Source organism: Gordonia sp. VNK21 (genome assembly GCF_046098115.1).
Classification (GTDB): Bacteria; Actinomycetota; Actinomycetes; order Mycobacteriales; family Mycobacteriaceae; genus Gordonia.
The window spans coordinates 179015-203480 of the sequence record NZ_JBJURU010000009.1 but is presented as its reverse complement, the minus strand read 5'-3'; the positions used below and the strand labels follow the sequence as shown (position 1 = coordinate 203480).

The window sequence follows — 24466 nt, the reverse complement described above, 5'->3', positions numbered from 1 at the left end:
CCGACGTACCCTGATCGGGTGAGTGCACACGCCGGCGACGAGCCGCCGCTGATCGGCCTGCTGGGGCCGGTCACCGTCGACGGCACTCCGGTGCCGGGCCTGCGGGCCCGCCGCCTGCTGACGTCGCTGGCCCTGACCGGCGGCCGGGTGCTGCCCGCCGGGCGGCTCATCGACGAGGTGTGGGACGACGCACCGCCCAGATCGCCCGCCAATGCGCTGCAGACCCAGATCTCCCGGCTGCGCCCGCTGCTCGGCACCGCGCAGATCGTCGCCGTCGCCGCCGGATACCGGCTCGACGGCGCCCGCACCGATCTGGAGCTGGCCGGTGAACTGCTCACCGACGGCGGACCCGCCGCCCTGGAGCGGGCCGCCGGACTGTGGCGCGGCGAACCCGGCGGCGACCTCGGCGACGGGCCGCTGGACGGGACCGCAGGCGAACTGCGGCGCCGCGCCGGGCAACTGCACAGCCGGCTCGAGCTGGCCCGCGGGCAGCAGCTGATGGAGGCCGGCGACTACCGGCAGGCCCGCACGATCGCCGAGAACCGGTGCGCCGCCGACCCGCTCGACGAAGAGGCTCACCTGCTGCTCATGCGTGCGCTGGCCGCCCAGGGCGAACGGGCCCGGGCGCTGGCCGTCTACGCCGGGCTGCGCCGGGTCCTGTCCACGGAGCTGGGCATCGATCCCGGGCCGGCGATCACCGCCCTCAACACCCGGCTGCTGGCCGACGACCCCGAGACGCCCGATCGGGAGCCGAGTGCCGGCCGCGCGGCACACAGCGGTCTGCGCGCCGGTCTGAGCCCGCTGCTGGGCCGGGACGCCGACCTCGCCGCCATCGAGGCACTGCTCACCGGGCACCGGCTGGTCACCGTGCAGGGTCCCGGCGGGGTCGGCAAGACCAGCATCGCGCATGCGGTGGGGCTGGCCGCTGAGCGCGCCGGACGGACGGTGCAGTTCGTTCCGCTCGCCGCCGTCCGCGATGACGCCGATGTCGCGGCCGCGGTGGCCGGGGCGCTGGGCGTCGGCGAGAGCGAACTGAGCGGCACCGGCCGGCTGCGCACCACCATCGGCGAGCTGGCCGATGTCATCGCCGAGACCGTCGGTACCGGGGACCTGCTGCTGATTCTGGACAACTGCGAGCAGGTGATCGACGGTTGCGCCCGGCTGGTGGGCGAGTTGCTGGCCGCCGCCCCCAACCTGCAGGTACTCGCCACCAGCCGATCACCGCTGATCCTCGGCGCCGAGGCGGTGCACCAGCTGCCCGCGCTGCCGGTGCACGACGACGGCCCGGCCGTCGAGCTGTTCGTTCAGCGCGCCCGTGCGGTCCGGCCGGGCGCGACGCTCGACCGCGACGAGGTGGCCGCCCTCTGCGGCTATCTCGACGGACTGCCGTTGGCCATCGAACTGGCCGCCGCGAGGATCCGCACCATGAGCGTCGCCGAGATCACCGGCCGCCTCGCCGAACGCTTCGCCCTGCTGCGCAGCGCCGACCGCACCGTCGAAGACCGCCACCGCACCCTGTACGCGGTGATCGAATGGAGCTGGGAACTGCTCACCGACGATGCCCGCACCCTGCTCACCGCGCTCTGCCGCTTCCCGGGCGGCTTCGACGCCGCGGCCGCGGGCAGCGTCGGCGAACTGTCCGGGGTGGCGCTCGACGACGCACTCACCGCACTGGTGGATCAGTCGCTGCTGCAGGTCAGCGAGACCGATGGCCGGGTGCGGTACCGGATGATGGAGACCGTCCGCGAATTCGGCGAGTACCGGCTGGCCGGGACGCCGGACGCATCGGCACGCATCGACGCCGCGATGGCCGGCTGGGCTCGCGCGCTCACCGCCGGACTGCTGGGCAGCTTCAACCGGTCCGCGGACCCGGAACTGGGCGCCCTGGTCGACGCCGACGCCGACAACCTGGTGTGGGTGCTCCGCCGCGCGCTGACACCCGACCTCAGCGGGCGCACCGACGACGAGACGGCCGTGCACGTCTTCCCGGTGCTGGCCGCGCTGTGGATGCTGCGCGGGCTGCACGCCGAGATCGGAACCTGGGGTGCGCGTGTGCTCGGCGCCCTGCACCGTCCGCCCGCCGGACTCGATGCGGCCGGCCGGGAACGCTGGCAGTTCGCCGTCCTCGCCGCCGGCGTGCCGCAGGTCCTCGAACCCGACAGCGCCGGCCACGAGGTGACCCGGGGACTGGCCCGGATACGGATGCTGCTGCGCCCCACCTTCACCCCGGAGGCGGCGCTGACCCAGGGCGGCGACTTCCTCACCGCGCTGGCCTTGCAGCGCACCGGTGGCGGCTGGGTACGGCAGGTGTGCGCAGGGGTGGACCACGGCAGCGACGAGGTGCGCCGGCTGGCCCTGTCCATCCGGCAGAACCTGCGGGAGAACGCCGGGAACCTGACCGGTGCACTGCGTGACAGCGAAGCCTTCGGCGCCGACCTGACCGCCGAACCGTGGATGGCCGCCATGAACGAACTCAGTGCGTCGACGCTGCTCAGCCAGCAGGGCAGGTGGGCGCCGGCCGCGGTGCGACTGCAGGCGGCCATCGACGGCCTGCAGACGGTGGGCGCCGACGAGGAGGCGCTGCAGGCGCGGCTGCGACGGGCGGTCAGCCTCATCGGCAGCGGCGACGCGGTCGCGGGGCGCGCCGAACTCGAGGGCCTCTCGCCGTGGCGGCCCGGCCTGCCGGCGCCGAACGGCGACCCGGAGTTCGTGGTGTGGCTGGTGATCGCCTGGGCCGAACTCGCGCGCACCGGGGGCACCGGACCCGTCGCGGTGCCGGCCGCCGGCCTGTTCGGCCAGGCCATCGACCTGGTCGAGGAAGACTACGATCCGGCCACCGCCGACCCCGGGCGGCAACTGCTGATCGCCGTCGGCGTCGCCGGACTGATTCTGGTCGGTGAGCGGGACCGGGCGCGCGAGCACCTCGGATCACTGACCGCCGGACTGCGGGCTGCGCTGGCGCGCAGCGCCTTCCGGGACATCCCGCAGATCGGGTCGTCGGCGCTGGCGCTGGGCGCGGTGCTCGGGGCCGACGAGGCGACCGCCGCCGACGGAGCGGCTTTGATGGAGGCGGCCCGGCCGCTGCGCCTGCGGCAGGACTTCCCGGCCCTGGGCACCCTGTTCGCCCGGCGCCGGGAGCAGAGCGTGCTCAGCGACGGGCAGTGGGACCGGCTGGCGCACCGCGCCGCGCACTGGTCGCGGCGTCAAGCCCTCGACGCGGTGACCGATGCGCTCGGCCGCCGCGCCGGATGACGCGGCGGCCGAACGGCTTCCGGCGGATACCCGCGGTCAGCGGGCGCTGCGGATGTAGGCGCGCACCGCCAGCGGGGCGAAGATCGCAGTGATCACCGCGGCGCCGAGCAGCGACCACAGCACGTGGCTGCCGACGTGGCCGTCGTTGCACATCTCCCGGACGGCCGTCACCAGATGGCTCACCGGGTTGACGTCGACGAAGGACCGCAGCCAGCCCGGCATGGTGTCGACCGGGACGAAGGCGTTGGACATGAACGTCAGCGGGAACATCACCATCATCGACATGCCCTGCACCGTCGACGCCCGGCTCATCAGGCAGCCCATCAGTGCGAAGATCCACGACACGGCGAAGCTGCACACCAGGATCAGCAGCACCGAACCGAGCACGCCCAGCGGATCCGGACGCCAGCCCATCGCGATGCCGACGGCGAAGGTGATCACCGAGGCCAGCAGGTAGCGCACCACGTCGGCGAGCAGTGCCCCGGCCAGTGGGGAGATCCGGGCGATCGGCAGCGACCGGAACCGGTCGAAGACGCCCTTGTCCATGTCCTCCCGCAGCTGGGTGCCGGTGACCACGGAGGTCACGATCACCGTCTGTACCAGAATGCCGGGAATGATCACCGGCAGATAGGACTGGACGTCGCCGCTGATCGCGCCGCCGAAGATGTAGGTGAACATCAGGGTGAAGATGATCGGCTGCAGGACCACGTCGAACAGCTGCTCGGGGTTGTGCCGGATCTTCAGCAGCCCGCGATAGCCCATCGAGTAGGACTGGCGGACGGTGTCGCGCAGCGAGACCGAGGTGATCGCCCGGTCGCGGACCGTCGAGGTCGGTGCCGGTGCGGTGGTGTGGTTCAGGGTCGTGGTCATCGCGACACCTCCTTGTCTGTCTCGGTGCGGTCGGTAGCGGGGCCGTCGGCGGTGGGGTCGGCGTCGTCGACCGGCTGGCCGGTGATGGCGAAGAAGACCTCGTCGAGGGTGGGCTTCTGCACGGTGATCTCGTCGAGGCCGATGCCGTTCTCGCGCAGGGCGATCAGCACATCGGGCACCAGATCCGGGCGGTGCAGGCCGACGGTGATCCGGCCGGCCTCGGGCGAGGGGACCGCGGGTTCGCCGAGCAGCCGCTCGACGGTGGCGGCCGCCGCGGCAAGATCGCGGCGGTCGGCCGGGGTCAGCTGCAGGGTGCTCGCGCCGATCGACTCCTTGAGCTGGTCGGCGGTGCCCTCGGCGATGACCAGACCGTGATCGATCACGGCGATCCGGTCGGCGAGCTGGTCGGCCTCCTCGAGGTACTGGGTGGTCAGGACCACCGTCGATCCGCCGTCGACGAGCCGGCGGATGGTGCCCCACATCTGGGTGCGGGTGCGCGGGTCGAGGCCGGTGGTCGGTTCGTCGAGGAAGAGCAGCGGCGGGGTGTCGATGAGGCTCGCCGCCAGGTCCAGGCGCCGGCGCATGCCGCCGGAGAACTCCTTGAGGGGCCGTCCGGCGGCCTCCTCGAGGCCGAACTCGGCGAGCAGTTCTTCGGCGCGGGCCGCGGCGGCGGGCCGGGAGAAGCCGAGCAGCCGGGCGAACAGTTTCAGGTTCTGCGTCGCCGTCAAGTCCTCGTCCACCGAGGCGTACTGGCCGGTAACGCCGATCAGCGAGCGCACGGCGACGGCGTCGTCGACCACGTCGTAGCCGAAGATCCGGGCGCTGCCGGCATCCGGCCGCAGCAGGGTGGCCAGCATGGACACGGTGGTGGTCTTGCCGGCGCCGTTGGGTCCGAGGACACCGAAGACGGTGCCGGTGGGGACCGTGAGATCGATGCCGTTGACGGCTTTGGTCTCACCGAAGTGCTTCACGAGCCCCCGGGCGTCGATGGCCGGCTCTGCGAAGCCGGGGCGCGACGGGCGGGGCGCTTCCAGGGTTGTCGAATCAGTCATGCCGACGATCCTGACCGGGCGCGCTGGCACGGACCTTGCATGCGCTTGCACGGCGCCGTCGCCGACGGTCGCCGGGATCGCGCTCGATAGATGGGTCAGCGCTCGATAGGTAGGTTAGGGATACCTGACCTACTCGCCGAAGGAGAGCAATGAGCGCTGCCCGTATGACGCCCCACCCGATCGTCCTGCGCCGGTTGGAGGTGCTGGGCACGCAGAGGCTGACCCCGCGGATGCAGCGGATCACGCTCGGCGGCGACGAGTTGCGCGCCTTCACCCGCGACGGCCTGGACCTGCCCGCGTTCACCAGCCTGACCTTCGACGACCACATCAAACTGATCCTCGCGCCGGAAGACCAGCTGGCGTCGGCGCTGCCCGTGCAGCACGCCGACGGCATCGACTGGGGGCCGGCCGACCTGCGTGCCACCCGGGACTACACCCCGGTGCGGGTGGATCTGGAGGCCGGCGAACTGGTGCTGGACTTTGTGATCCACTCCGCCGACCCCACCGCGCACGGCCCGGCCGAGGCGTGGGCGGCCACCGCCCGGCCCGGCGACCACCTGCACGTGGTGGGGCCCAAGTCGTCGATGATCCTGCCCGACGGGGTGGACTGGACCCTGCTGGCCGGCGATGAGACGGCACTGCCGGCCATCGAGCGCTTCCTCAACGACCGGCCGCTGCCCGGCCCGGCCCGCATCGTGGTGACGGCGGGCGACGAGAGCGCGCGTCGCGACCTGCCCCTGGCGCCGGGAGACCGGATCGACTGGGTGATCGCCGAACCTGGTGACCGTGACGCGCTCGTCGACGCGGTCCGCGCTCTGGACTTGCCGGCGGGCGACCCGTTCGTGTGGGCGGCCTCCGAGAGCCGCGCGCTGCTGCCGGTGCGGCGCTACGTCACCCGCGAGCTCGAGGTCCCCAAGGTGCGCCAGGACATCGTCGGCTATTGGCACCTGCGCGACGACGCCGAGGAGGTTCCGGCCGAAGGACCGGAGTCGGCCCGAGCGCCCGGACCGGTCGTCTCGCCGGTCAGCTGGTTTGCGGTCCGGACCGCGCTGCAGCTGAACCTGCTCGAGCACTGCGCCGCCGGCGCCGACCGCGCCGTGCTCGCGGAGCGGGCCGGGGTGGATCCGGTCCGCCTGCAGCCGCTGCTGACCGTGCTGATCGACTGCGGCGTCCTCGACGACCGCGACGGTGCGCTGGTCCCCGGTGACTACGGTGACCTGCTCCTCGACGACGACCATCTGCAGGAGCACTTCACCGGCCTGCACGCCGACCAGATCCTGGCCCTCGAGCACCTCGCCCCGGCCCTGCAGGCCGGCGATTCCGCGTGGGCCCGGCGCACGGGCAGCGACTTCGGGACACAGGCCCGCACCGAGACCGAGGTCTTCGGCGAACTGGCCGAGCATTCCCGTTCGCTGATCTTCCTGATGCCGGCCATCACGAAACTGCCCGTGCTGCAGGGCCCCGCACGGATTGGGATCCGCGGTGCGGGCTCGGTGGTGCTGATCGACGGCCTGCGCGCGGCGGGCGTGCTCGGCGACGACGTCGCGCTGACCGTCGTGGGTGAACCGGCGGAGCTGGCGGCGCTCGCCCCGGACCTGCCCGGCGCGGTCGCCACCGCACCGGGCTGGCCGCCGTGTGACCTGGCGATCCTCGTCAAGGCGACCGAGATGCTCTCCGACGGCGACACCGCGGAGCTGCTGCGTTCGGTCGACGGCGCGGCCGAGCGGCTGCTGATCATCGAGGTGACCGGGGCGGACAACCTGGACGAGGACCTCGACGAGGAGGAGCTGGTCTACCTCGGCTCGACCGGCCGGGTGCGGCGCGGCGGCGATGCCCTGCAGGCCCTCGCCGAGCAGACCGGCTGGCGGACCGATGAGGTGACTGCTCTCGGCTGGGGTGTGCAGGGGCTGAGCTTCCACCGCTGAGCGGCCGGCCGTCGCCGCGACGAGCTCACCGGTGCCGATCGCTGCGCGGCTGATCGCCGGCTCGTCGACCGCAGGCCCCGGCAGTGCGCTCCGCGGCCGGTCATGCGGCCAGCGGCAGCCCGAGCAGGGGCTGCTGGTCGCGGTCGATGGTGAACTCCGGCTCCCACGGATAGTGGCCGTAGCGGTCCGGCCACACCAGCTGGAGCACCTCGACGTCCGGACCGTAGAGCAGCCGGGTGACCGTCAGCTCGGCGTCGTCGACCACCGGCAGCACGTACGGCAGGTAGGGCTCGGCGAGCACGCGGTCGACCGTGTCGCCGGGGGAGAAGGCCGCCCCGGTGGTGATCCGGTGGCCCGCCGCATTGAGAATGCGGCACGCCGGCGCCGGCGCTATGCCGGTGATCACCAGCTCCGGGCGGCCGAACTCGGTGAGACCGGTGGTGTAGGCGAACGGGGTGGTGTCCGCGTCGCCGTAGATGCCGGTCACCGCCCACCGGCCCATCGCTATCTGGGCGAGGGCGTTGCCCACCAGGGCATCGGAGCCCTCGCACCGCGGATCGAATTCACACATGGGACCTCTCCTTCCGGACGGCCGAACCCAGGAGCCCGGTTCGCTCAGGTGTTCGACTGTGTTCACGGTAGGTCGGGGGTACGACATCGGTGTGGCGGCGGGCGTCCAGGGCGGCTCCGCCCGCTCACCGGGCCTTCGGCCGACCGGTGGCTAGACTGGTGCGGTGCCAGGCCGAATCCCCGATCGCGACATCACGGCGATCCGTGAACAGACGCGGATCGAGGAGGTCATCGGCGAATACGTGGCGCTGCGGCGGGCCGGCGCGGACAGCATGAAGGGCCTGTGCCCGTTCCACGACGAGAAGACGCCGTCGTTCCAGGTGCGCCCCAACCACGGGCACTTCCACTGCTTCGGCTGCGGCGAGGGCGGGGACGTCTACAGCTTCCTGCAGAAGCAGGAGCACATCAGCTTCGTCGAGGCGGTCGAGCAGCTCGCCGACCGGATCGGCTACCGCATCAGCTACGAGGGCGGCGGCGGGGTGATCAAACGCGACCGCGGCACCCGCGCCCGGCTGGTCGCCGCGAACGCCGCGGCCCAGCGGTACTACGCCGAGCAACTGCGCACCCCCGACGCGCAGCCGGCCCGCGACTTCCTGACCGGCCGCGGATTCGACGGGACGGCCGCCCAGCGGTTCGGCTGCGGCTACGCCCCGGCCGGGTGGGACACCATGACCAAAGCCCTGCAGTCCCAGGGCTTCACCTTCGAGGAGCTGCGCGAGGCCGGCCTGTCGAAGGAGGGCCGCAAAGGCCCCATCGACCGGTTCCACCGGCGGTTGCTCTGGCCCATCCGGAATCTGGCCGGCGACGTGATCGGCTTCGGCGCACGCAAGCTGTTCGAGGACGATCAGCTCGGCAAGTACATGAACACGCCGGAGACCATGCTGTACAAGAAGTCTCAGGTGCTGTTCGGGCTGGATCTGGCCAAACGCGACATCGCCCGCGGGCACCAGGTGGTGATCGTGGAGGGCTACACCGACGTGATGGCCATGCACGCCGCCGGCGTGACCACCGCCGTCGCCGCCTGCGGCACCGCCTTCGGCGAGGATCACCTGGCACTGATCCGGCGGCTGATGATGGACGACTCCTACTTCCGCGGTGAGGTGATCTACACCTTCGACGGCGACGAGGCCGGTCAGGCGGCGGCGCTCAAGGCCTTCGAGGGCGAGCAGGCCATCGCCGGGCAGACCTTTGTGGCGGTGGCCCCGGACGGGATGGACCCGTGCGATCTGCGGCAGCGGTCCGGGGATGCGGCGCTGCGGGATCTGATCGCCCGGCGGATCCCGATGTTCGAGTTCGCCATCAAAGCGCTGATCGCCAAACACGATCTGGACACCGCTGAAGGGCGGGTGGCCGCGCTGCGCGACACCGTGCCGGTGGTGGCCCGCATCCGCGACGTGGCGCTGCGCGACGAATACGCCCGGCAGCTGGCCGGCTGGGTGGGCTGGGAGGACGTCGCCCAGGTGCTCTCCCGGGTGCGGCAGACCGCCGGGCGGGGCCGCGGGCGAGCCGGCAGCCGGCCGGGGCCCAGGATGCGGCCCGAAGCCACCTCGCCGCCGCCGACCGCCAAACCGATCGCCAACGATCCGCGGCTGTGGCCGCAGCGCGAGGCGCTCAAGTCGGCGATCCAGTATCCGGGCATCGCCGGCACCGTCTTCGATTCACTGCCCGTCGAATGCTTCTCCGATCGGTCGTACGCCGCTGTCCGGGAGGCGATCTCGAAGGCGGGCGGCACCGCCTCGGGGCTGTCCGGAGCCACCTGGGTGGACGCGGTGAGCCAAGCCGTGGACACGCCCGCGCTGACCCCGCTGGTCAGCGAACTGGCGGTGGAGGAGATCCCGGTCAGCGAGGAGAACCTGCCGCGCTACATCCACTCGGTGCTGGCGCGCTCCCAGGAGGTCTGGGTGGGGGTGCAGATCGCCGACCTGAAGTCCAAGCTGCGCCGGATGTCGCCGGGCGGCGACCCGGACGGGTACAACGCGCTCTTCGGCGACCTGGTGGCGCTCGAGTCCTATCGGCGCAGCCTGCTCGATCAGGCCTTCGACTCGGCCGACTAGCCTCAGCCGCCGGGGATCTCGCCGGTCGGCGTCTCGACCTCGATCTGGATGTGATGGACCAGCGGGACGCACTGGCGGACATGAGCTTTCACCTCGTCGGTGATCCGCTCGATGTCGGTGGTCGTGTAACCGTCGTCCAGATGCAGTTCCATCACGACGAACAGCTTGGAGGAGCCGACGTACATGGTGAGCAGGTCCAGCACCTCGCTCACTCCGTCCACCTCCAGGGCCCGGCGGGCCAGTTCGGCGCGGGTGCGGGGATCGACGCCGCGGCCCACGATCAGCTCGTGCAGGTCCCACATGAGCAGCGTCGCCGAGGCCATCATGGTCAGACCGATGACCATCGAGCCGATGCCGTCGAACCGGGTGACCCCGGTCAACTGGTACAGACCCAGCGAGACCAGACCGAGTACGGCGGCTGCGGTGCCGACGAAGTCGATGATGAAGGTGGCCTTGGTCTCGATCAGACTCGACCGGCGCAGTTGCTCCCACCAGCCCCGATGTCGGGTGCGGCCCTCCGCGCGCAGCCGTCGCACACTCAGTGAGAAGGCGTAGCCGTTGCCGGCCAGCCCGGCCGTCAGCATGACGAACGCCAGCCAGATCCGCTGCACCGGCTCCGGATCGACGGCCTCCCGGTAACCCAGCAGCAGCGATACCGCGCCGGTGCCGACGAACATGATCATGCTCGCGATCAGTGCCCAGAAGAAGACCTCGCGGCCGTAGCCGAACGGGAATCGGGCGTCGGCCTTGCGGCGCGAACGCCGCACGCCCACCAGCAGCAGTCCGCCGGTCACCAGATCCGACAGGCCCTGCAATGCCTGGGAGAGCATCACCGTGGACCCGGTGATCGCGGCGACCACCAGGTTCAGGGTCACATCGGCCACGCTCACCAGCGATGAGGTGGCGACGACGCGCAGGTCGGAGACGGTCCGCATAGTGCTGCCAGTCTAGAGGCGTTCGCCGATCCGGCTGTCCGCGCGCGACGGGGTCGGCCCGGGTTCTACAGTGAGACAGTTCTAGAGTGAAACAGTTCTACCGGGAGACAGTTCTACAGAGAGGCAAGGGTTTCGCGGGCCGTCGCGGCGGCCGGATCCCTCGTCGACAGGAGCGCGCATGACGGCACCGCAGCAGACCACCGTGAAGGAATTGACTCTCCGCGGAGTGATCCTCGGTGGGCTGATCACCTTGGTGTTCACCGCCGCCAACGTCTACCTGGGGCTCAAGGTGGGCCTGACGTTCGCCACCGCCATTCCGGCCGCGGTGATCTCGATGTCGGTGCTGCGCTACTTCTCCGGGCATTCGATCGTCGAGAACAACATCGTGCAGACGATCGCCTCGGCGGCCGGCACGCTGTCCGCGATCATCTTCGTGCTGCCCGGCCTGATCATGATCGGCTGGTGGTCGGGCTTCCCGTACTGGCAGACGGTGGCGATCTGTGCGCTCGGCGGCATCCTCGGCGTCATGTACTCCATCCCGCTGCGGCGGGCTCTGGTCACCGGCTCGGATCTGCCGTATCCGGAAGGTGTGGCCGCCGCCGAAGTCCTCAAGGTCGGCGACAGTGAGGGCGGTGTGGAGGAGAGCCGGGCCGGCATGCGCACCATCGTCATCGGTGGTCTGGGCGCGGCGCTGTTCTCGCTGATCTCGTCGCTCAAACTGGTCAGCAGTTCGGTGGCCGGTGCGGTGAAGGTGGGCAGCGGCGCCACCATGTACGGGGCGAGCCTGTCGCTGGCGCTGATCGGTGTGGGGCACCTGGTGGGCGTGTCGGTGGGTGTGGCCATGCTGGTGGGCCTGGTGATCGCCTACTTCGTGCTGCTGCCGACCCGGACGTGGGGTGAGGTGCCGTCCGGTTCGGATCTGCTCGACTTCACTTCCGGGGTGTTCTCCGACGACATCCGGTTCATCGGCGCCGGCGCCATCGCGGTGGCCGCCGTGTGGACCTTGGTGAAGCTGATCGTGCCGATCGCGCGCGGCATCGCCGAGTCCATGCGCAGCACCCGGCTGCGGCGCGACGGGGCGGCCGTCGACATCACCGAACGCGACATCCCGATTCAGTACGTGGTGATCACGGTGCTGGTGGCGATGGTGCCGATCGGCTGGCTGCTGTGGGACTTCGTTTCCGGGACCGCGATCGGGGACAAGGCGGGCGGACTGATCGCGCTGGCCGTGGTCTTCGCGCTGCTGATCGGTCTGCTGGTGGCGGCGGTGTGCGGCTACATGGCCGGTCTGATCGGCTCGTCCAACAGTCCGATCTCCGGCGTCGGCATTCTGGTGGTGCTGCTGGCGGCGGTGCTGTTCAAGCTGGTGCACGGGGCCGACGGCGACGATCAGATCGCGGCCATGGTGGCGTTCACCCTGTTCACCGCTGCGGTGGTGTTCGGGATCGCGACCATCTCGAACGACAATCTGCAGGACCTCAAGACCGGCCAGCTCGTCGGCGCGACCCCGTGGAAGCAGCAGGTGGCGCTGATCATCGGCGTGCTCTTCGGTGCGGCGATCATTCCGCCGGTGCTGCAGTTGATGAACACCGCCTTCGGTTTCGTCGGCGCGCCCGACGCCGGGGCCGACGCGCTCGCCGCCCCGCAGGCGGCGCTGATGTCGTCACTGGCGCAGGGCGTCTTCGGCGGCGACCTGGACTGGGGCCTGATCGGGCTGGGCGCGGCGATCGGGGCCGGTGTGATCGTCGTCGACGAGGTGCTCGGCAAGACCACCCGGAGTCTGCGGCTGCCGCCGCTGGCCGTGGGCATGGGCATGTACCTGCCGATGGCGCTGACTCTGATCATCCCGATCGGTGCGTTCATCGGACGCGTCTACGACCGGTGGGCCGACGCGCAGGGCGACGGAGCCGAGAAGCGCAAGCGGCTCGGTGTGCTGATGGCGACCGGTCTGATCGTCGGCGAGAGTCTCTACGGCGTGATCTTCGCCGGGATCGTCGCCGCCACCGGCGACGACGAGCCGCTGGGGCTGCCGTTCATCGGATCCGGGTACGGGGACTGGGCCCAGTTGGTGGGCGTGCTGGTCTTCGTCGCGCTGGTGGCGTGGCTGTACCGGCGAGTGCGGCAGATCGCCACGGCGCAGTCGGCCGGCTGACGGAAGCGGCGACGGCAAGGTGCGGTTCTGGCGGACTCATGCTGGAATCGAGTCTGCACAGGGCTTGCGTGCAATGGCCCGGACCCGCATCGGGCGGAAGACTTAGAGTGATGGAGCTGCCGGCAAGGTCTCCCGGCATAGCCGTGAACGGACCCGGAATTGGAGAGGGACGAGCTGATGTCGGGCGAAATACGCGAGGACGCACGCGAGAAGCTGCATGAGTTGAAGATCATCGCGATCACCGCTGTGGTGGTGGGGCTGGTGATGGTGATCGCTCTGGGCGTCGCGGTGTTCATGACGGCGCTCCACTGGGCCGTGCCGATCATCGTGCTGGCCGTGGTGATAGTGGTCGGCGGGTACTTCTGGTTCAAGATCCGCAAGGAGATCCGACACCTGGAAGAACACGAGCACCACCGCGGCTCGGCAGCCTGACACACTGCACCAAACCCCGTCCGGCGGGCGGCCCGGCGTCGGGTAGGCTACCGATTCGTCGCCGGGTACCGGCGCAGGGGGCTATAGCTCAGTTGGTTAGAGCCGCGGACTCATAATCCGTAGGTCCCGGGTTCAAGTCCCGGTGGCCCCACCACGATCCCGCGGTGTGCCGACTCGCTCGTGCACAGGCGTTCGACGGCTTCTTCGCCCGCGTCTTGAAGTAGCGCTGCAAAGATCGTCCGCTCAGCGCCGCTCCGAGGGCTATTTGCCCTCGGAGGCGCTCTCAGCGGACGATCTTTGCGGTCAGATCAGCCGGAACCCGGCTCCGGCGCCCTCGGCGTCGTCGACGATCAGCTCTTGGCCGGCGCCCGTGACGTCGACGCCGATCCGGCACTGTCGCCGGGTTTGCCGTACAGGTCGTCCTGGTCGACCATCTCGAGTAGTTGGCCTTCGGCGAGCGATTCGGCGGGGATCTCGTTCTTCGAGGCGGTGAGTCGGCCGCCGAGGCCCGAGGTACGTTCGGACGACAGTGAGTTCGGTGTCCGAAGCCCTCGCTAGCATCCCCGACATGAAGAACTGGATTGTCGGTGCCGCCGCGGCAAGCGTCCTGATCGGTCTGACGGCGTGCGGCTCCGGGGAGCACCAGGAGAAGCCCAGGCCGTCCGCGGTGACCGTCACCAGTCACACGACCGTCACACAGACCCCGACCGAGTCCACCGTTGTCGTCGAGGAGCCTGCGCCGACCGTCGTCGAGCCGGAGCTCTACGGCTGGTGCGCCACGGCCGGCGAGGTCTACGGAAGCATGGTCTGCGGCGGTGAGAACGGCGACGTCTGGGTTCCGAATGTCCCGATCGAGCCGACGATCAATCAGCACCCGGACGTGACGGGGGAACCCTGTGCGCCGGGAGTGGATTCGACCAAGGTCGTCGACGGTCAGACGTATGGGTGCAGCGGAGAGCACGGCGTTTGGGTTCCGCGATAGTGATCGGCCCGCTCGTCGTAGTCTGCAAATGACGGAGGGCGCCGGTGCCGCGGTGTGCGGTGCCGGCGCCCTCGGCGTCGTCGACGATCAGCTCTTGGCCGGCGCCCGTGACGTCGACGCCGATCCGGCAGTGTCGCCGGGCTTGCCGTACAGGTCGTCCTGGTCGACCATCTCGAGTAGTTGGCCTTCGGCGAGCGATTCGGCGGGGATCTCGTTCTTCACGGTGGTCGCCAGGTCCTTGCGCTCGATGAACAGCAGCACCAGGAAGGCGACGATGATCAGCGGCACCAGGAACAGGAACACCGGCAGCAGGGCCTCGTTGTAGGCCTCGATCACCGGGATCCGGATCTCGCCGGGCAGCTTGTTCACCTCGCCGGGGGTGAGGTGCTGGCGGGCGGCATCGCCCGACATCTCACCGCCGTGCAGGCGCTCGCCCAGCTCCGTCTTGAGCCGGGAGGTGAAGACCGCGCCCACCACGGCCGAGCCGAGCGTGGCGCCGACCTGCCGGAAGTAGTTGCTCGCGGCCGTCGCGGTGCCGACGATCCGGCCCGGGAAGGTGTTCTGCACGATCAGGGTGAGGATCTGCATGCACAGACCGATGCCGGCGCCGAATACGCCCAGGTAGAGGCACATCTCCCACTTGGGGGTGTCGATGGTCATCTGCGAGAGCAGCACCATGCCGATCGCCATCACCAGGGTGCCGGCGAGCGGGTAACCCTTGTACTTTCCGGTGCGGCTCACCGCCTGACCGGACGCGATGGAGGTGACCAGCAGGCCGCCCATCATCGGGATCATCAGCAGGCCGGCCTGGGTGGCGTCGACGCCGCTGACCATCTGGATGTAGGTGGGCATGTAGCCGATGGTGCCGAACATCGCGACGCCGACGGCCAGAGCGGCGATCACCGTCAGGGTGAAGTTCCGCTCCCGGAACAGGCTCATCGGGATGGTCGGCAGTTCGGCCTTGGTCTCGGCCCAGCAGAAGGCGGCGGCGAGGACGGCGGTGGCGACGAACAGGCCGATGATCTGCGGCGAACCCCAGCCGTAGGTGGTGCCGCCCCAGGTGCAGGCCAGCGTCAGGGTGGTGGTCGCCCCGGCGATCAAGGCCATGCCGAGGTAGTCGAGCTTCGGCTTGGTCTCATGCACCTTCTTGGGCAGGTGCATGAAGGCGATGGTCGCGGCGATGGCCAGCGCGCCCAGCGGCAGGTTCAGCCAGAACGCCCAGCGCCAGCCGGGACCTTCGGTGAGCCAGCCGCCCAGCAGCGGGCCGGCCACCGAGGCGACCGCGAAGACCGCACCCATGGCGCCCATGTACTTGCCGCGGTCGCGCGCCGGGACGACGTCGGCGATCGCCGCCTGCGACAGGATCATCAGACCGCCGCCGCCGAGGCCCTGCACCACGCGGGCGATGATCAGCATCTCGATGTTCCCGGACAGGCCGCCGATGATGGACCCGACGATGAACAGGGTGATCGCGGTGAGCAGCACCGGCTTTCGGCCGAGGATGTCGCTGATGCGGCCGTAGACCGGCATGACGACCGTGGTCGCCAGGATGTAGCCGGTGATCACCCAGCTCATCTGGTCGACGCCGTTGAGATCGCCGACGATGGTCGGCAGGGCGGTCGCGAGCATGGTCTGGTTGAGCGCTGCCAGCAGCATCGTGATCATCAGACCGATGAACAGGAACAGGATGGTCCGGCCGGATGTCTTTGTGTCGTCGTCGTCGACGACCGGGGATGGGGCTGTGGTCATCAGATCTCTTTCAGGGCGTTCTTGAAGATGGTCAGGGCTGTGTCGATGGCTTCGGGGTCGGAGGTGTTGAGGCCTGCGGGGTCGCGGCTGCCGGCGAAGCTCAGGACGGCGAATGCGAGCGTGATCACCGCGCGGGCGCTGTCGGAGGAACTGACCGGATAGCCGCTGGTGGCGAGACGGTCGGTGATCGCCTCGGTGAGCAGGTCCGCCAGGTCGATGTGATGGCGTCGGAGCCGGGCGGCGAGTTCCGGGTACGCGATCAGAAGGTCTTTGATCTCGCTGCGCGAGTCGCCGGGCGGGCCGGTGGCCAGCGTGGCGACGGAGAGCCGGAGGATCTCCTTGAAACGCTGCTGGCCGGCCGGCAGATCGAGGAACGAATCGAGTGTCTCGGTGGGGATCGTCGGCGGGGTCAGGCCCAGGACCGCGTCTTCTTTGGACGCGTAGTAGTTGAAGAAGGTCCGCCGCGAGACGCCGGCGCGTTCGGCGATCGCCGTGACGGGGGTCTCGGCCAGGCCGTCGCGCTGAACCAGGTCCAGGGCGGCACGGTGCAGATCCCGCAGGGTCTGCTCCCGATGCTTCTCGCGCATCCCTTTACCATTGCTTTGCACTAGTGCATTATTGCACCCGTGCAAACTTTATGTCAACTAGGGTAAAGCGGACAAATGAACGCCCGCAGCGGGGTGATGGGGGAGTGTGCGACATTAGTGGCACTGTGCCCGAGCTTCGGGCACGCACGGCGACTGTCGAGTGAGAGGCCGAATCAGATGACGTACCCGCCCGGGCCCCCATATGGATCCGATCCGTACGGATCCGGCCGGGGCGGCGCGCCGGATCCGCGCTTCCCGCAGCAGGGCCAATCGCCGGCGCCCGGCCAGCAGCCCGGGTACGGACAACAGCCGGGGAGTCAACAGCAACCGGGCTACGGACAGCAGCCGGGCTACGGGCAGCAGCCGGGAGGTCAGCAGCAGCCGGGGTACGGACAGCAGCCCGGATACGCCCAGCAGCCGGGAAGTCAGCAGCAGCCGCCCTACGGCGCCCAGCCCGGCTACGAGCAGACGGTGTTCGCCCAGCAGCCCGGCTATCAGCAGCAGTTCGGCTATCAGCAGCAGTTCGGCTATCAGCAACCCGGATTCGAGCCGCCGAAGAAGCCGAACACCGGGCGCAACATCGGCATCGGTGTCGCGGCGGTGGTCGTGGTCGCCGCCATCGTCGCCACCGCCGTGTTCTTCCTGACCGGCGATGACGACGACGAGAACAGAACGGCCTCTGCCTCGTCGTCGACCACCGCGAGCAGCTCGACGTCGACCTCGACGTCGACCTCGACGAGCACCACGACGAGCACGACCACCGGCACCCGGCCCGGCGCGAGGTTCGCCTACAGCGAGTTCGACGGTCCGTGGGACTTCCGGATGGACGGGGTGTCGCTGCACGCCGACTGGGTCAAGGGGCAGGACGCCGACACCTGCGGTCCGCTCGAGGAAGGCGGGAAGCTGACCTCGCTCGGCTGCAAGTACGGCTCGCTACTCGTCTGGAAGGCCGAAGGCGGCGACCTGATGCTGACGCAGTACGTCTTCACCATGGACGACGCCGCAGCCGCCGCCGCGGCGGTCGGTCAGTACGACGACGGCGACCTGAACGCCATCCCGGGCGCGTACATCTCCGGATTCGACACCGGGAAGTGGCGTGACGGCGACTCCGGCGAATTCCTGGTGGCCACTGTCGCCACCGCCACCTCGGCGGTGCCGGTGGACACGGTGGAGAAGTATCTGCGGTACCGGCAGGCCGACACCGTCGGCGCCCTCTCGTTCCGGTCCATCTAGGCCGAGCCTCGGGCGCCGACGGCCCGGCGGTCAGTCGTCGGCGAGGATCTGGGCGACGAACGCGTCCACCCGGTGGCGCAGGCCGGCGACCTGCTCCTCGCGGATGGCGTCCAGATCGGTGCCCTTGTGGAAGGCCGGCGGCAGTTTGCGGACATGCCTCGAACAGCCGAAGTCCTCGCAGACCAGAGTGCCGACAGTGGCGCCGCGGCGGCCCTTGGCGCCGGCCCGGCGCACGCTGACCATCACCACGTCCTGGGTCAGGTCCACATCCCGGCACCAGGCGCACATGGCTTTGCGGGACGGTCGGGCGTCGGCGCGATTGAGGATCAGCGCGACCAGTTCACCCTCGTGCTCGACGACGATGTAGGAGCGGCGCGCCAGTTTGGGGTCGCGCCAGCCGTAGAAGTCGAGTCGGGAGAAGTCCACCTCGTCGAAGTCGGGGCGGAAGGTGACCCGCTTGACCTCGCTGCGGGTGGCGCCGCGGAAGGCGGCGAGAATCTCGGGCTGGGTGCAGTGCTTCATGACAGAACCGTTTCGTGGTGTGCTGTGCCGCGTCGGGCGGACGCGGGAGGAACAGGAGGGGCGGGCCCGGAGAACCCGGGCGCGCAGAAGTGATGACGATGCCGCCGATCCGGGTGGATCGGCGTCGGGGCGCGGTCATCTGCCGAGGGCGCGTGGTGCGCCGGCGGCCTCCTGGTCTCGTGCGGTCATGATGACTCCACGGTAACGCCTACCCGGGATCGCTCGCACGCGCGGTAACCACACCGCGATCTGTCGGACGGCTCCTCGACGGTGGATGCAGAAACGACGAAGACCCGGCGGGACCGGGTCTTCGTCGTTGAAAACTTGCTCCCCCAACTGGACTCGAACCAGTAACCGTTCGATTAACAGTCGAATGCTCTGCCAATTGAGCTATGGGGGAATGCACTTTCGAACCGAGATCAGACTTTAGCCCATCGATCTGGTCTACGGCAAAACGACTGGTCAGGGCTGGTCGTCGGCCCAGATCCCGGTCTGCGACAGATGAGCGATCAGCCGCTGCGCGCCGTCGGTGAACTGGCGGCCCACCGCGGCGGCGGCCGCCTGCGGATCGCGGGCCCGGTAGGCGGCGATCAGGTCCTCGTGACTCGAGAACGCCACCTGCGCCCAGCCCGGGTCGGCCGCGTAGAGCTGGTGCGGGGTGTATCGGGTGGCGCTGAGCAGGAACCAGGCCAGTTTGTGGCTGGCGCTGATCCGATTGTGGGTGCGATGGAAGAGGAACTCGGCGTCGATGATCGCGGGGATGTCGCGGTCGGCCACCGCGCCGCGCAGCCGGTCGGCGGCCGCGGCGAGTTCGGCGATCCCGTCGTCGTCGATCAGCCCTGCGGTGCGGCGGGCGATCCGGTCGGCGGCCTGACCCTGCAGCCAGAAGATGTCCTCGACATCGGTCCGTGTCATCGCGGCCACCACATAGCCGCGGTGCGGTGCGCTGTCGACCATGCCGTCACCGCGCAGCGTGAGCAGCGCCTCGCGCACCGGCGTCACGCTCACACCCAGCTCGACGGCCGTCTCGTCCATCCGGATCGGATCGCCCGGACGCAGCTCGGCGGTCATGATCTTGTGCCGCAGCACGCTCGCGACCTCTTCGGACAACTGCGGTCGCCGGGCCAGGCCGGAACGGCCGCCCGGTCGGGAGGTGGAGTCGAGAGGGGCCATGGGGTCTTTCCGATGAATGGTGAGGGTCCGCCTTGAGAGTAGCGGTGAGCGGTCACCGGACCGAGCCCGGTTTGCGCAAACTCCGTCCGGCGGGCGCCGTCTGGACCCGGGCGCACGGGCCGGTGCGGTTAGATTGGTGCCCATGGCGAAGACCCCTGAGGAATCCGGCGAGTCCGGTCCGGCCGGCGCGAACGACGACGTGTCGCCGCTCGACCGCGACGACTTCCTGCGGGCCAACCGGGAGAACAGGGAGAAGGCGCGGACGGCGGCGGCGAAGAAGGCGGCGCGCAAAGGCCTCGTCCACGACGACGATTCCGGCGCCGACGCGGCCGCTGACGGCGCCGAGTCCGCTGTCGACGCGGACGACGACGGCACGCCCGGCGGGGTCGACCCGTCCCGGATCCCCGGCCGGGTGACCGATTCCGGCCGCTCCCGCCGCAGTTCGGTGCCGCGCTGGCTGGTGCCGGCCCTCGCCGCGCTGGCAGTGGTGCTGGCCGTGATCGTGGGCGTGCTCGGCTTCCTCTACGCGACCGTGGACGACGACGGTCTGGGGCCGGACTCGGGGCTCGGTGAGCAGGCGCTGACTACGGCGAAGACCTACGCCGTCGACATCGTCAGCTACCGCTCCGGCGACTATGCGGAACTGGACCAACGGATCCGGTCGATCTCCACGAAGGACTTCGCCGACCGCTACATCAAGTCCTCCCAGGACGCCCGCACCGGCAACGACGAGGCGAACGCCACCTCGGTGGGCACGGCCGTGAACGCCGGCCTGAAGTCGATCTCGGAGAACCGGGCGGTGGTGCTGGTCGCGCTCGACCAGAAGGTGACCTCGCCGCAGGTGCCGGCGGTGGGTGACCAGGGCCTCGACTACAGCTCCCGGGTCCTGATCACCCTGATCCGCGACGGTGATCGCTGGGTGGTCGACGACCTCGACACCGTCTGATCGGTCAGGCCGGGGCCGCAGTGCGCAGCAGCACCGCGTCGGCGACGGCGGCGGCGCGGGCCGCACCGCAGGGGTGCGGTGCGCCGGTGAGATCGCCCGTGGTGTCCAGGGCGGCGTGAACCAGGAAACGTGCTGCCGCGGAAGACAGTTCGGGACGTGCCGCGAGCAGCCAGGTGGACCATTCGTCGATGTTGGCCCGTTGCTGGCGACGCAGCGCGGTGCGCTCCTGCGGCTCGAGCGCACCGAAGCAGCGCCGGTAGACGGTGATGATCGCCCGATCGTCGGCGCACAGCCTGCCGTAGGACCGCGCCAGTGAACTGACGGCCGCTGTGGCCGATCCGGCTTGGGCGAGCCCGTCGGCGATCGCCGCGGTCACCCGGCCGGAGGCTCGCTCGAGCGCCGCGGCGACGATGGCCTGCTTGGACGGGAAGTGCCGGTAGACCCCGGACGGCGGCAGCCCGGAGGCGGTGCCGATGTCCTCGACCGTCACCTCGTGAAAGCCGCGGTCGGCGAACAGCCCGACGGCGGCGGCCAGCACCGATTCACGTCGCCCGGCCGGCGACAGACCGGTCGACGCGGTGTCGGGTCCCTCGGGCGGAAGGTCGACCTCGGCGACGGTCAGCGCGGCATCGCGCATCAGGGCGACGATCGTCTTGCGCGGCATGGTGATCCGATGACTCGCCGGACTCGAGGCCACCGCGAAGACCGCATCGGTGAGCACGTCGGCATCGAGTCTGCTCAAATCCGGCCGCAGGGTCTGGAGCAGCGCGCGGACCCGGCGGTGCCCGGTGAGCCGGATGTCCCGCACGTACCGGCGATCCTCCGCGGTCAGCGAGGTGGCCTCCCACCGGAAGAGATCGGCGTTGTCGCGGTGGTTGAGCACGTCGGCCACATAGCCCTCGATCAGCTCGGCCAACTCGCCGCGCGGATCGTCCGGGCGCGGCGGGACGGACTCGAGAACGCCGGCGATCCGCAGCGCCATGTCGCAGGTCACCGCCGCGAGCAGTTCGCTCTTGTTGGCGAAGTGTCGGTACAGGGCCGGGGTGGAGATCCCCGTCGCCTCGGCGATCCGGCTCAGTTTGGTGGCGTGATACCCGTCGGCGGAGAAGGCGGCGGTGGCCGCGGCCAGGATCGTGGCCCGGCGGTCGGGCCGGGAACGGCGCGCGGTGCCGTTCAGAAGCTGCCCAGGTGTCATGAAAGAGCATGTTATCGAATCCGAAATCCGCAGGACGCAAATCGGGCAGAGTTGTTAATCTGCAGGTGCAGATATGTATAAGTACACTTATGTTAATTGGTATTCGCATGATGTGGATCACTTGATGGTGTTACGGTGACCCAAGCCGGGCGCCGGCCGGGCACGGGAAGGATGCGATGAGCAGCGAAGCGATCCAGGTAGACGGCATCTGGAGCAGTCTCGGCGAGGACGGCGTCGCCCGTCTCGAGATCGATCGTCCGGGACAGCTCAACGCGCTCGACGACCGGGCCTCGGCGCGGATCATCGAGCTCTGCCGGCTGTGGTCGGACGATCCCGCCGTCCGCGTGCTGGTCCTGTCCGGACGCGGCGGCGCCTTCAGCGCCGGCGCCGACGTGGCCGGAATGGCGGGCTCGGCGCTGGCCGCCGGAGGGTCCGGCGGCTTCGACGAAGCCGACTCCCGGGCGATCATCGAGAACGGCTCGCAACTGGTCTCTGCGGTGCGCAGCGTCCCGGTCCCGGTGGTCGCCGCTCTCGACGGCGCCGCCGTGGGCATCGGCGCCTCCCTGGCTGTGGCCGCCGACCTGGTCTACGCCACGGCCCGGTCGTACTTCATGCTCGCCTTCGTCAACATCGGCCTTATGCCCGACGGCGCCGCGAGCGCCACCTTCGCCGCGTCCGTCGGCCGGGCGCGCGCCAATGCGATGGCACTGCTCGGTGAGAAGCTCTGGGCGGCTGAGGATTTCGACTACGGCCTGATCAACGGCTTCGTCGAAGAAGCCGAAGCCCTCGAGTCCGTCGTGAACCGAGTGGTGGCCAAGTTGCTGCGCACCTCCCGCTCGGCGCTGGTGGCCACCAAGTCGGCGATGGATGCGCACACCCTGTCCGGATTCGGCGCTGCCGTCGACCGGGAGATCGCCGGGCAGACGCAGCTGCTGCAGTCGCCGGAGTTCACGGCCGCGCTGCGGGCCTTCGCCTCGGGAGGTCAGTGACCGCACCGCCCGCCGACCCAGAACCGCACGTCCATCGAAGGCCACGTCGCCGCCGGCGACTCTCACCCCACCCGCACCGCTGAAGGAGCAACCCGATGACCGCGAGCTTGAACCTCGACCCCGCCAGCGAACCGACCCGTTCGCGCCGCAACCACTGGATCAACCAGATCCGCCGCCACGCCGACATGAACCCCGACGGGCCGGCGATGCGCTTTTTGGGGGAGACCACCACCTGGAAGGAGCTCGACGACCGCAGCCATCGGCTGGCTGCCGCCCTCCGCCGGCGCGGGGTGGGCTTCGGCGACCGGCTGCTGGTGGTGATGCTCAACCGCACCGAGTACGTCGAGATCGTGATCGCGGCCAACATCATCGGAGCCATTCCGGTGCCGGTGAACGTGCGGATGGCGCCGCCGGAGATCGGCTTCCTGGTGCAGGACTCCGGCGCCAAGGTGATCGTCACCGAGTCGATGCTCGCCCCGCTCGCCGACGCCGTCGCCGGTGCGAACGATGCGATCGATCACACCATCGTCGTCGGTGACACCGACAACCCGGCGCACCTGAAGTACGAGGATCTCGCCGCGGAGGACGACTCGGATCTCCCGGTGATCGACATCCCGGAAGAAACCGTCGCGATGATCATGTACACCTCGGGCACCACCGGAAAGCCCAAGGGCGCCATGCTCACCCACCAGAATCTGCAGGCGCAGGCGATGATCTGCCTGCAGGTGCTGGGAACCCGGCGCGACGACATCGGCTCGTGTGTGGCGCCGATGTTCCACATCGCCGGACTCGGGGCGATGACGCCGCTGATCTACATGGGCGCGCTCTCGGTGATCCACCCGCTCGGCGCCTTCGATCCGAACGACATGCTCGACACGCTCGAGGTCGAGGGCACCACGTCGATCTTCCTGGTGCCGGCCCAGTGGCAGGCCGTCTGCGCGGCCCAGCAGGCCAAGCCGCGCGACCTGAAGCTGCGAGTGATCAGCTGGGGTGCCGCCCCGGCCTCGGACACCGTGCTCAACGCCATGAACGCGACCTTCCCGGAGGCGATGAACGTGGCCGTCTTCGGCCAGACCGAGATGTCGCCGATCACCTGCGTGCTGGAGGGGCGCGATGCGCTGCGCAAGCTCGGCTCGATCGGCCGGGTGGTGCCGGCGGTGACCGCGCGCATCGTGGACCCGGAGATGAACGACGTCGCCGTCGGCGACGTGGGCGAGATCGCCGCGCAGGCTATTACCGCCGAAGCTGCTACGAGCCCACAGGCATCTCGTGCAAGAGGTGGAGCCGCGTCATCTACAAGAGGGGCGGGCTCTACTAGTACAGGAACCGGGCCAGGTGCTGCATCTCCTTCGGGAGGAGCAGGACTGCCTGGTCCAGCGGCCTCACCTTGGTCGGCGGCGCCTTCCGCAGCCGCCACGGGACGCCCAAGACGGTCATCGGGCGGTAGTACAAGCCAGGCGCCATCTGCTAGAGCGGGTGCAGCGGCTGCCGCTGCAGCAAGTAGAGGCCCAGGTGCTACGCGCGCCAGTGGCGGCCGTGGTGGGCCGGCTAGCTCGGCTCGAACGCGTCGCGTAGCGCGGGGAGGTCGTGCGTCCACTAGCCGCTGTAGAGCCAGACCGGCTTCTGCCGGTGCAAGTAGCGGAGGCCCTTCCAGCGCAAGTACCGCAACTCGTGCCACAGGCTCCGGCCCCGCCGTGGGGTCGACTAGTGAGCGTCGAAGTCCAGCGCGCCGAACCGGACGACCCGGCGCGTCTGCCGGACGGTGACCCGGCCGTGGTCCTTCTAGCTGCACCACGGGAGCTGGAGCTCGCACAGCTCGTACAGCAAGCCTAGCTTCCGCGGCTCGCC

At 69.9% G+C, this 24466-nt stretch carries 19 protein-coding genes and 2 tRNA genes; 11 read left to right on the top strand and 10 right to left on the bottom strand.

Annotated features, from left to right (window positions below; genetic code table 11):
• Positions 1-18: 18 nt before the first annotated feature.
• Positions 19-3252, top strand: coding sequence for a BTAD domain-containing putative transcriptional regulator (locus tag ACJMNC_RS11895; protein ID WP_408948160.1), 3234 nt, complete (start codon positions 19-21; stop codon positions 3250-3252).
• A gap of 36 nt (positions 3253-3288) precedes the next feature.
• Here the strand turns inward: ACJMNC_RS11895 and ACJMNC_RS11890 are convergent, their stop codons facing one another.
• Together ACJMNC_RS11890 and ACJMNC_RS11885 are read right to left on the bottom strand one after the other, a co-directional pair.
• A complete protein-coding gene (locus tag ACJMNC_RS11890; RefSeq protein ID WP_408948159.1) occupies positions 3289-4122 on the bottom strand; it encodes an ABC transporter permease in 834 nt (277 codons plus the stop codon).
• The gene (locus tag ACJMNC_RS11885) at positions 4119-5174 is read right to left on the bottom strand and encodes an ATP-binding cassette domain-containing protein (protein ID WP_408948158.1); all 1056 of its coding nucleotides are present in this window, start codon (positions 5172-5174) and stop codon (positions 4119-4121) included. The genes ACJMNC_RS11890 and ACJMNC_RS11885 overlap by 4 nt, the downstream gene beginning before the upstream one ends.
• A 149-nt stretch (positions 5175-5323) precedes the next feature.
• Between ACJMNC_RS11885 and ACJMNC_RS11880 the strand changes: the two genes are divergently transcribed.
• Complete coding sequence (locus ACJMNC_RS11880) at positions 5324-7099, top strand: siderophore-interacting protein (RefSeq protein WP_408948157.1); 1776 nt, start codon at positions 5324-5326, stop codon at positions 7097-7099.
• A 100-nt stretch (positions 7100-7199) separates the two neighbouring features.
• Here the strand turns inward: ACJMNC_RS11880 and ACJMNC_RS11875 are convergent, their stop codons facing one another.
• On the bottom strand, positions 7200-7670 hold the full coding sequence (locus ACJMNC_RS11875) for a DUF4262 domain-containing protein (RefSeq protein ID WP_408948156.1): 471 nt from the start codon (positions 7668-7670) through the stop codon (positions 7200-7202).
• Positions 7671-7833: 163 nt separating this feature from the next.
• On the opposite strand from ACJMNC_RS11875, the gene dnaG reads away from it, so the two are divergent.
• Complete coding sequence (gene dnaG, locus ACJMNC_RS11870) at positions 7834-9723, top strand: DNA primase (protein ID WP_408948155.1); 1890 nt, start codon at positions 7834-7836, stop codon at positions 9721-9723.
• A gap of 2 nt (positions 9724-9725) precedes the next feature.
• Here the strand turns inward: dnaG and ACJMNC_RS11865 are convergent, their stop codons facing one another.
• Positions 9726-10658 carry a cation diffusion facilitator family transporter gene (locus ACJMNC_RS11865; protein WP_408948154.1) on the bottom strand — a complete coding sequence of 311 codons (933 nt, stop codon included), beginning with the start codon at positions 10656-10658 and terminating at the stop codon, positions 9726-9728.
• A 178-nt stretch (positions 10659-10836) separates the two neighbouring features.
• On the opposite strand from ACJMNC_RS11865, the gene ACJMNC_RS11860 reads away from it, so the two are divergent.
• The 4 genes from ACJMNC_RS11860 (at position 10837) to ACJMNC_RS11845 (ending at position 14224) form a co-directional block, all read left to right on the top strand.
• The gene (locus ACJMNC_RS11860) at positions 10837-12810 is read left to right on the top strand and encodes an OPT family oligopeptide transporter (RefSeq protein WP_408948153.1); all 1974 of its coding nucleotides are present in this window, start codon (positions 10837-10839) and stop codon (positions 12808-12810) included.
• Positions 12811-12987: 177 nt separating this feature from the next.
• Positions 12988-13242 carry a phage holin family protein gene (locus ACJMNC_RS11855; RefSeq protein ID WP_408948152.1) on the top strand — a complete coding sequence of 85 codons (255 nt, stop codon included), beginning with the start codon at positions 12988-12990 and terminating at the stop codon, positions 13240-13242.
• A 77-nt stretch (positions 13243-13319) separates the two neighbouring features.
• A tRNA-Ile gene (locus tag ACJMNC_RS11850) sits at positions 13320-13396 on the top strand.
• 414 nt (positions 13397-13810) lie between these two features.
• Positions 13811-14224 (top strand): hypothetical protein, encoded by a 414-nt coding sequence (locus tag ACJMNC_RS11845; protein WP_408948151.1) that lies wholly within the window; start codon positions 13811-13813, stop codon positions 14222-14224.
• 87 nt (positions 14225-14311) lie between these two features.
• Here ACJMNC_RS11845 and ACJMNC_RS11840 read toward each other — a convergent pair whose 3' ends face one another.
• On the bottom strand, positions 14312-15973 hold the full coding sequence (locus ACJMNC_RS11840) for an MDR family MFS transporter (protein WP_408948150.1): 1662 nt from the start codon (positions 15971-15973) through the stop codon (positions 14312-14314).
• Positions 15973-16560 (bottom strand): TetR/AcrR family transcriptional regulator, encoded by a 588-nt coding sequence (locus tag ACJMNC_RS11835; protein ID WP_408948149.1) that lies wholly within the window; start codon positions 16558-16560, stop codon positions 15973-15975. Before ACJMNC_RS11835 ends, ACJMNC_RS11840 begins: the two co-directional genes overlap by 1 nt.
• A gap of 177 nt (positions 16561-16737) precedes the next feature.
• Between ACJMNC_RS11835 and ACJMNC_RS11830 the strand changes: the two genes are divergently transcribed.
• The gene (locus tag ACJMNC_RS11830; protein WP_408948148.1) at positions 16738-17793 is read left to right on the top strand and encodes a hypothetical protein; all 1056 of its coding nucleotides are present in this window, start codon (positions 16738-16740) and stop codon (positions 17791-17793) included.
• Positions 17794-17823: 30 nt separating this feature from the next.
• On the opposite strand, the gene ACJMNC_RS11825 is transcribed toward ACJMNC_RS11830, so the two are convergent.
• From ACJMNC_RS11825 to ACJMNC_RS11815, 3 genes are all read right to left on the bottom strand, one after another.
• Positions 17824-18315, bottom strand: a complete 492-nt coding sequence (locus ACJMNC_RS11825; RefSeq protein WP_408948147.1) for an FBP domain-containing protein — start codon at positions 18313-18315, stop codon at positions 17824-17826.
• A gap of 327 nt (positions 18316-18642) precedes the next feature.
• A tRNA-Asn gene (locus ACJMNC_RS11820) sits at positions 18643-18715 on the bottom strand.
• A gap of 62 nt (positions 18716-18777) precedes the next feature.
• Positions 18778-19488: a GntR family transcriptional regulator gene (locus tag ACJMNC_RS11815; RefSeq protein ID WP_408948146.1), complete on the bottom strand. Its 711-nt coding sequence runs from the start codon at positions 19486-19488 to the stop codon at positions 18778-18780.
• Positions 19489-19630: 142 nt separating this feature from the next.
• Between ACJMNC_RS11815 and ACJMNC_RS11810 the strand changes: the two genes are divergently transcribed.
• Positions 19631-20434 carry a hypothetical protein gene (locus ACJMNC_RS11810; protein ID WP_408948145.1) on the top strand — a complete coding sequence of 268 codons (804 nt, stop codon included), beginning with the start codon at positions 19631-19633 and terminating at the stop codon, positions 20432-20434.
• Positions 20435-20438: 4 nt separating this feature from the next.
• Here the strand turns inward: ACJMNC_RS11810 and ACJMNC_RS11805 are convergent, their stop codons facing one another.
• Positions 20439-21629, bottom strand: coding sequence for a TetR/AcrR family transcriptional regulator (locus ACJMNC_RS11805; RefSeq protein ID WP_408948144.1), 1191 nt, complete (start codon positions 21627-21629; stop codon positions 20439-20441).
• A gap of 176 nt (positions 21630-21805) precedes the next feature.
• Here ACJMNC_RS11805 and ACJMNC_RS11800 point away from each other — a divergent pair, with 176 nt between their 5' ends.
• Together ACJMNC_RS11800 and ACJMNC_RS11795 are read left to right on the top strand one after the other, a co-directional pair.
• A complete protein-coding gene (locus ACJMNC_RS11800; protein WP_408948143.1) occupies positions 21806-22618 on the top strand; it encodes an enoyl-CoA hydratase-related protein in 813 nt (270 codons plus the stop codon).
• 95 nt (positions 22619-22713) lie between these two features.
• The gene (locus ACJMNC_RS11795) at positions 22714-24384 is read left to right on the top strand and encodes an AMP-binding protein (RefSeq protein WP_408948142.1); all 1671 of its coding nucleotides are present in this window, start codon (positions 22714-22716) and stop codon (positions 24382-24384) included.
• Positions 24385-24466 lie beyond the last annotated feature (82 nt).

Bases quoted from the DNA above. Each gene is read 5' to 3' on its own strand.
- ACJMNC_RS11890 (WP_408948159.1), bottom strand. From the start codon at position 4,122: ATGACCACGACCCTGAACCACACCACCGCACCGGCACCGACCTCGACG.
- ACJMNC_RS11885 (WP_408948158.1), bottom strand. From the start codon at position 5,174: ATGACTGATTCGACAACCCTGGAAGCGCCCCGCCCGTCGCGCCCCGGC.
- ACJMNC_RS11880 (WP_408948157.1), top strand. From the start codon at position 5,324: ATGAGCGCTGCCCGTATGACGCCCCACCCGATCGTCCTGCGCCGGTTG.
- ACJMNC_RS11875 (WP_408948156.1), bottom strand. From the start codon at position 7,670: ATGTGTGAATTCGATCCGCGGTGCGAGGGCTCCGATGCCCTGGTGGGC.
- ACJMNC_RS11865 (WP_408948154.1), bottom strand. From the start codon at position 10,658: ATGCGGACCGTCTCCGACCTGCGCGTCGTCGCCACCTCATCGCTGGTG.
- ACJMNC_RS11860 (WP_408948153.1), top strand. From the start codon at position 10,837: ATGACGGCACCGCAGCAGACCACCGTGAAGGAATTGACTCTCCGCGGA.
- ACJMNC_RS11855 (WP_408948152.1), top strand. From the start codon at position 12,988: ATGTCGGGCGAAATACGCGAGGACGCACGCGAGAAGCTGCATGAGTTG.
- ACJMNC_RS11845 (WP_408948151.1), top strand. From the start codon at position 13,811: ATGAAGAACTGGATTGTCGGTGCCGCCGCGGCAAGCGTCCTGATCGGT.
- ACJMNC_RS11840 (WP_408948150.1), bottom strand. From the start codon at position 15,973: ATGACCACAGCCCCATCCCCGGTCGTCGACGACGACGACACAAAGACA.
- ACJMNC_RS11835 (WP_408948149.1), bottom strand. From the start codon at position 16,560: ATGCGCGAGAAGCATCGGGAGCAGACCCTGCGGGATCTGCACCGTGCC.
- ACJMNC_RS11830 (WP_408948148.1), top strand. From the start codon at position 16,738: ATGACGTACCCGCCCGGGCCCCCATATGGATCCGATCCGTACGGATCC.
- ACJMNC_RS11825 (WP_408948147.1), bottom strand. From the start codon at position 18,315: ATGAAGCACTGCACCCAGCCCGAGATTCTCGCCGCCTTCCGCGGCGCC.
- ACJMNC_RS11815 (WP_408948146.1), bottom strand. From the start codon at position 19,488: ATGGCCCCTCTCGACTCCACCTCCCGACCGGGCGGCCGTTCCGGCCTG.
- ACJMNC_RS11810 (WP_408948145.1), top strand. From the start codon at position 19,631: ATGGCGAAGACCCCTGAGGAATCCGGCGAGTCCGGTCCGGCCGGCGCG.
- ACJMNC_RS11805 (WP_408948144.1), bottom strand. From the start codon at position 21,629: ATGACACCTGGGCAGCTTCTGAACGGCACCGCGCGCCGTTCCCGGCCC.
- ACJMNC_RS11800 (WP_408948143.1), top strand. From the start codon at position 21,806: ATGAGCAGCGAAGCGATCCAGGTAGACGGCATCTGGAGCAGTCTCGGC.
- ACJMNC_RS11795 (WP_408948142.1), top strand. From the start codon at position 22,714: ATGACCGCGAGCTTGAACCTCGACCCCGCCAGCGAACCGACCCGTTCG.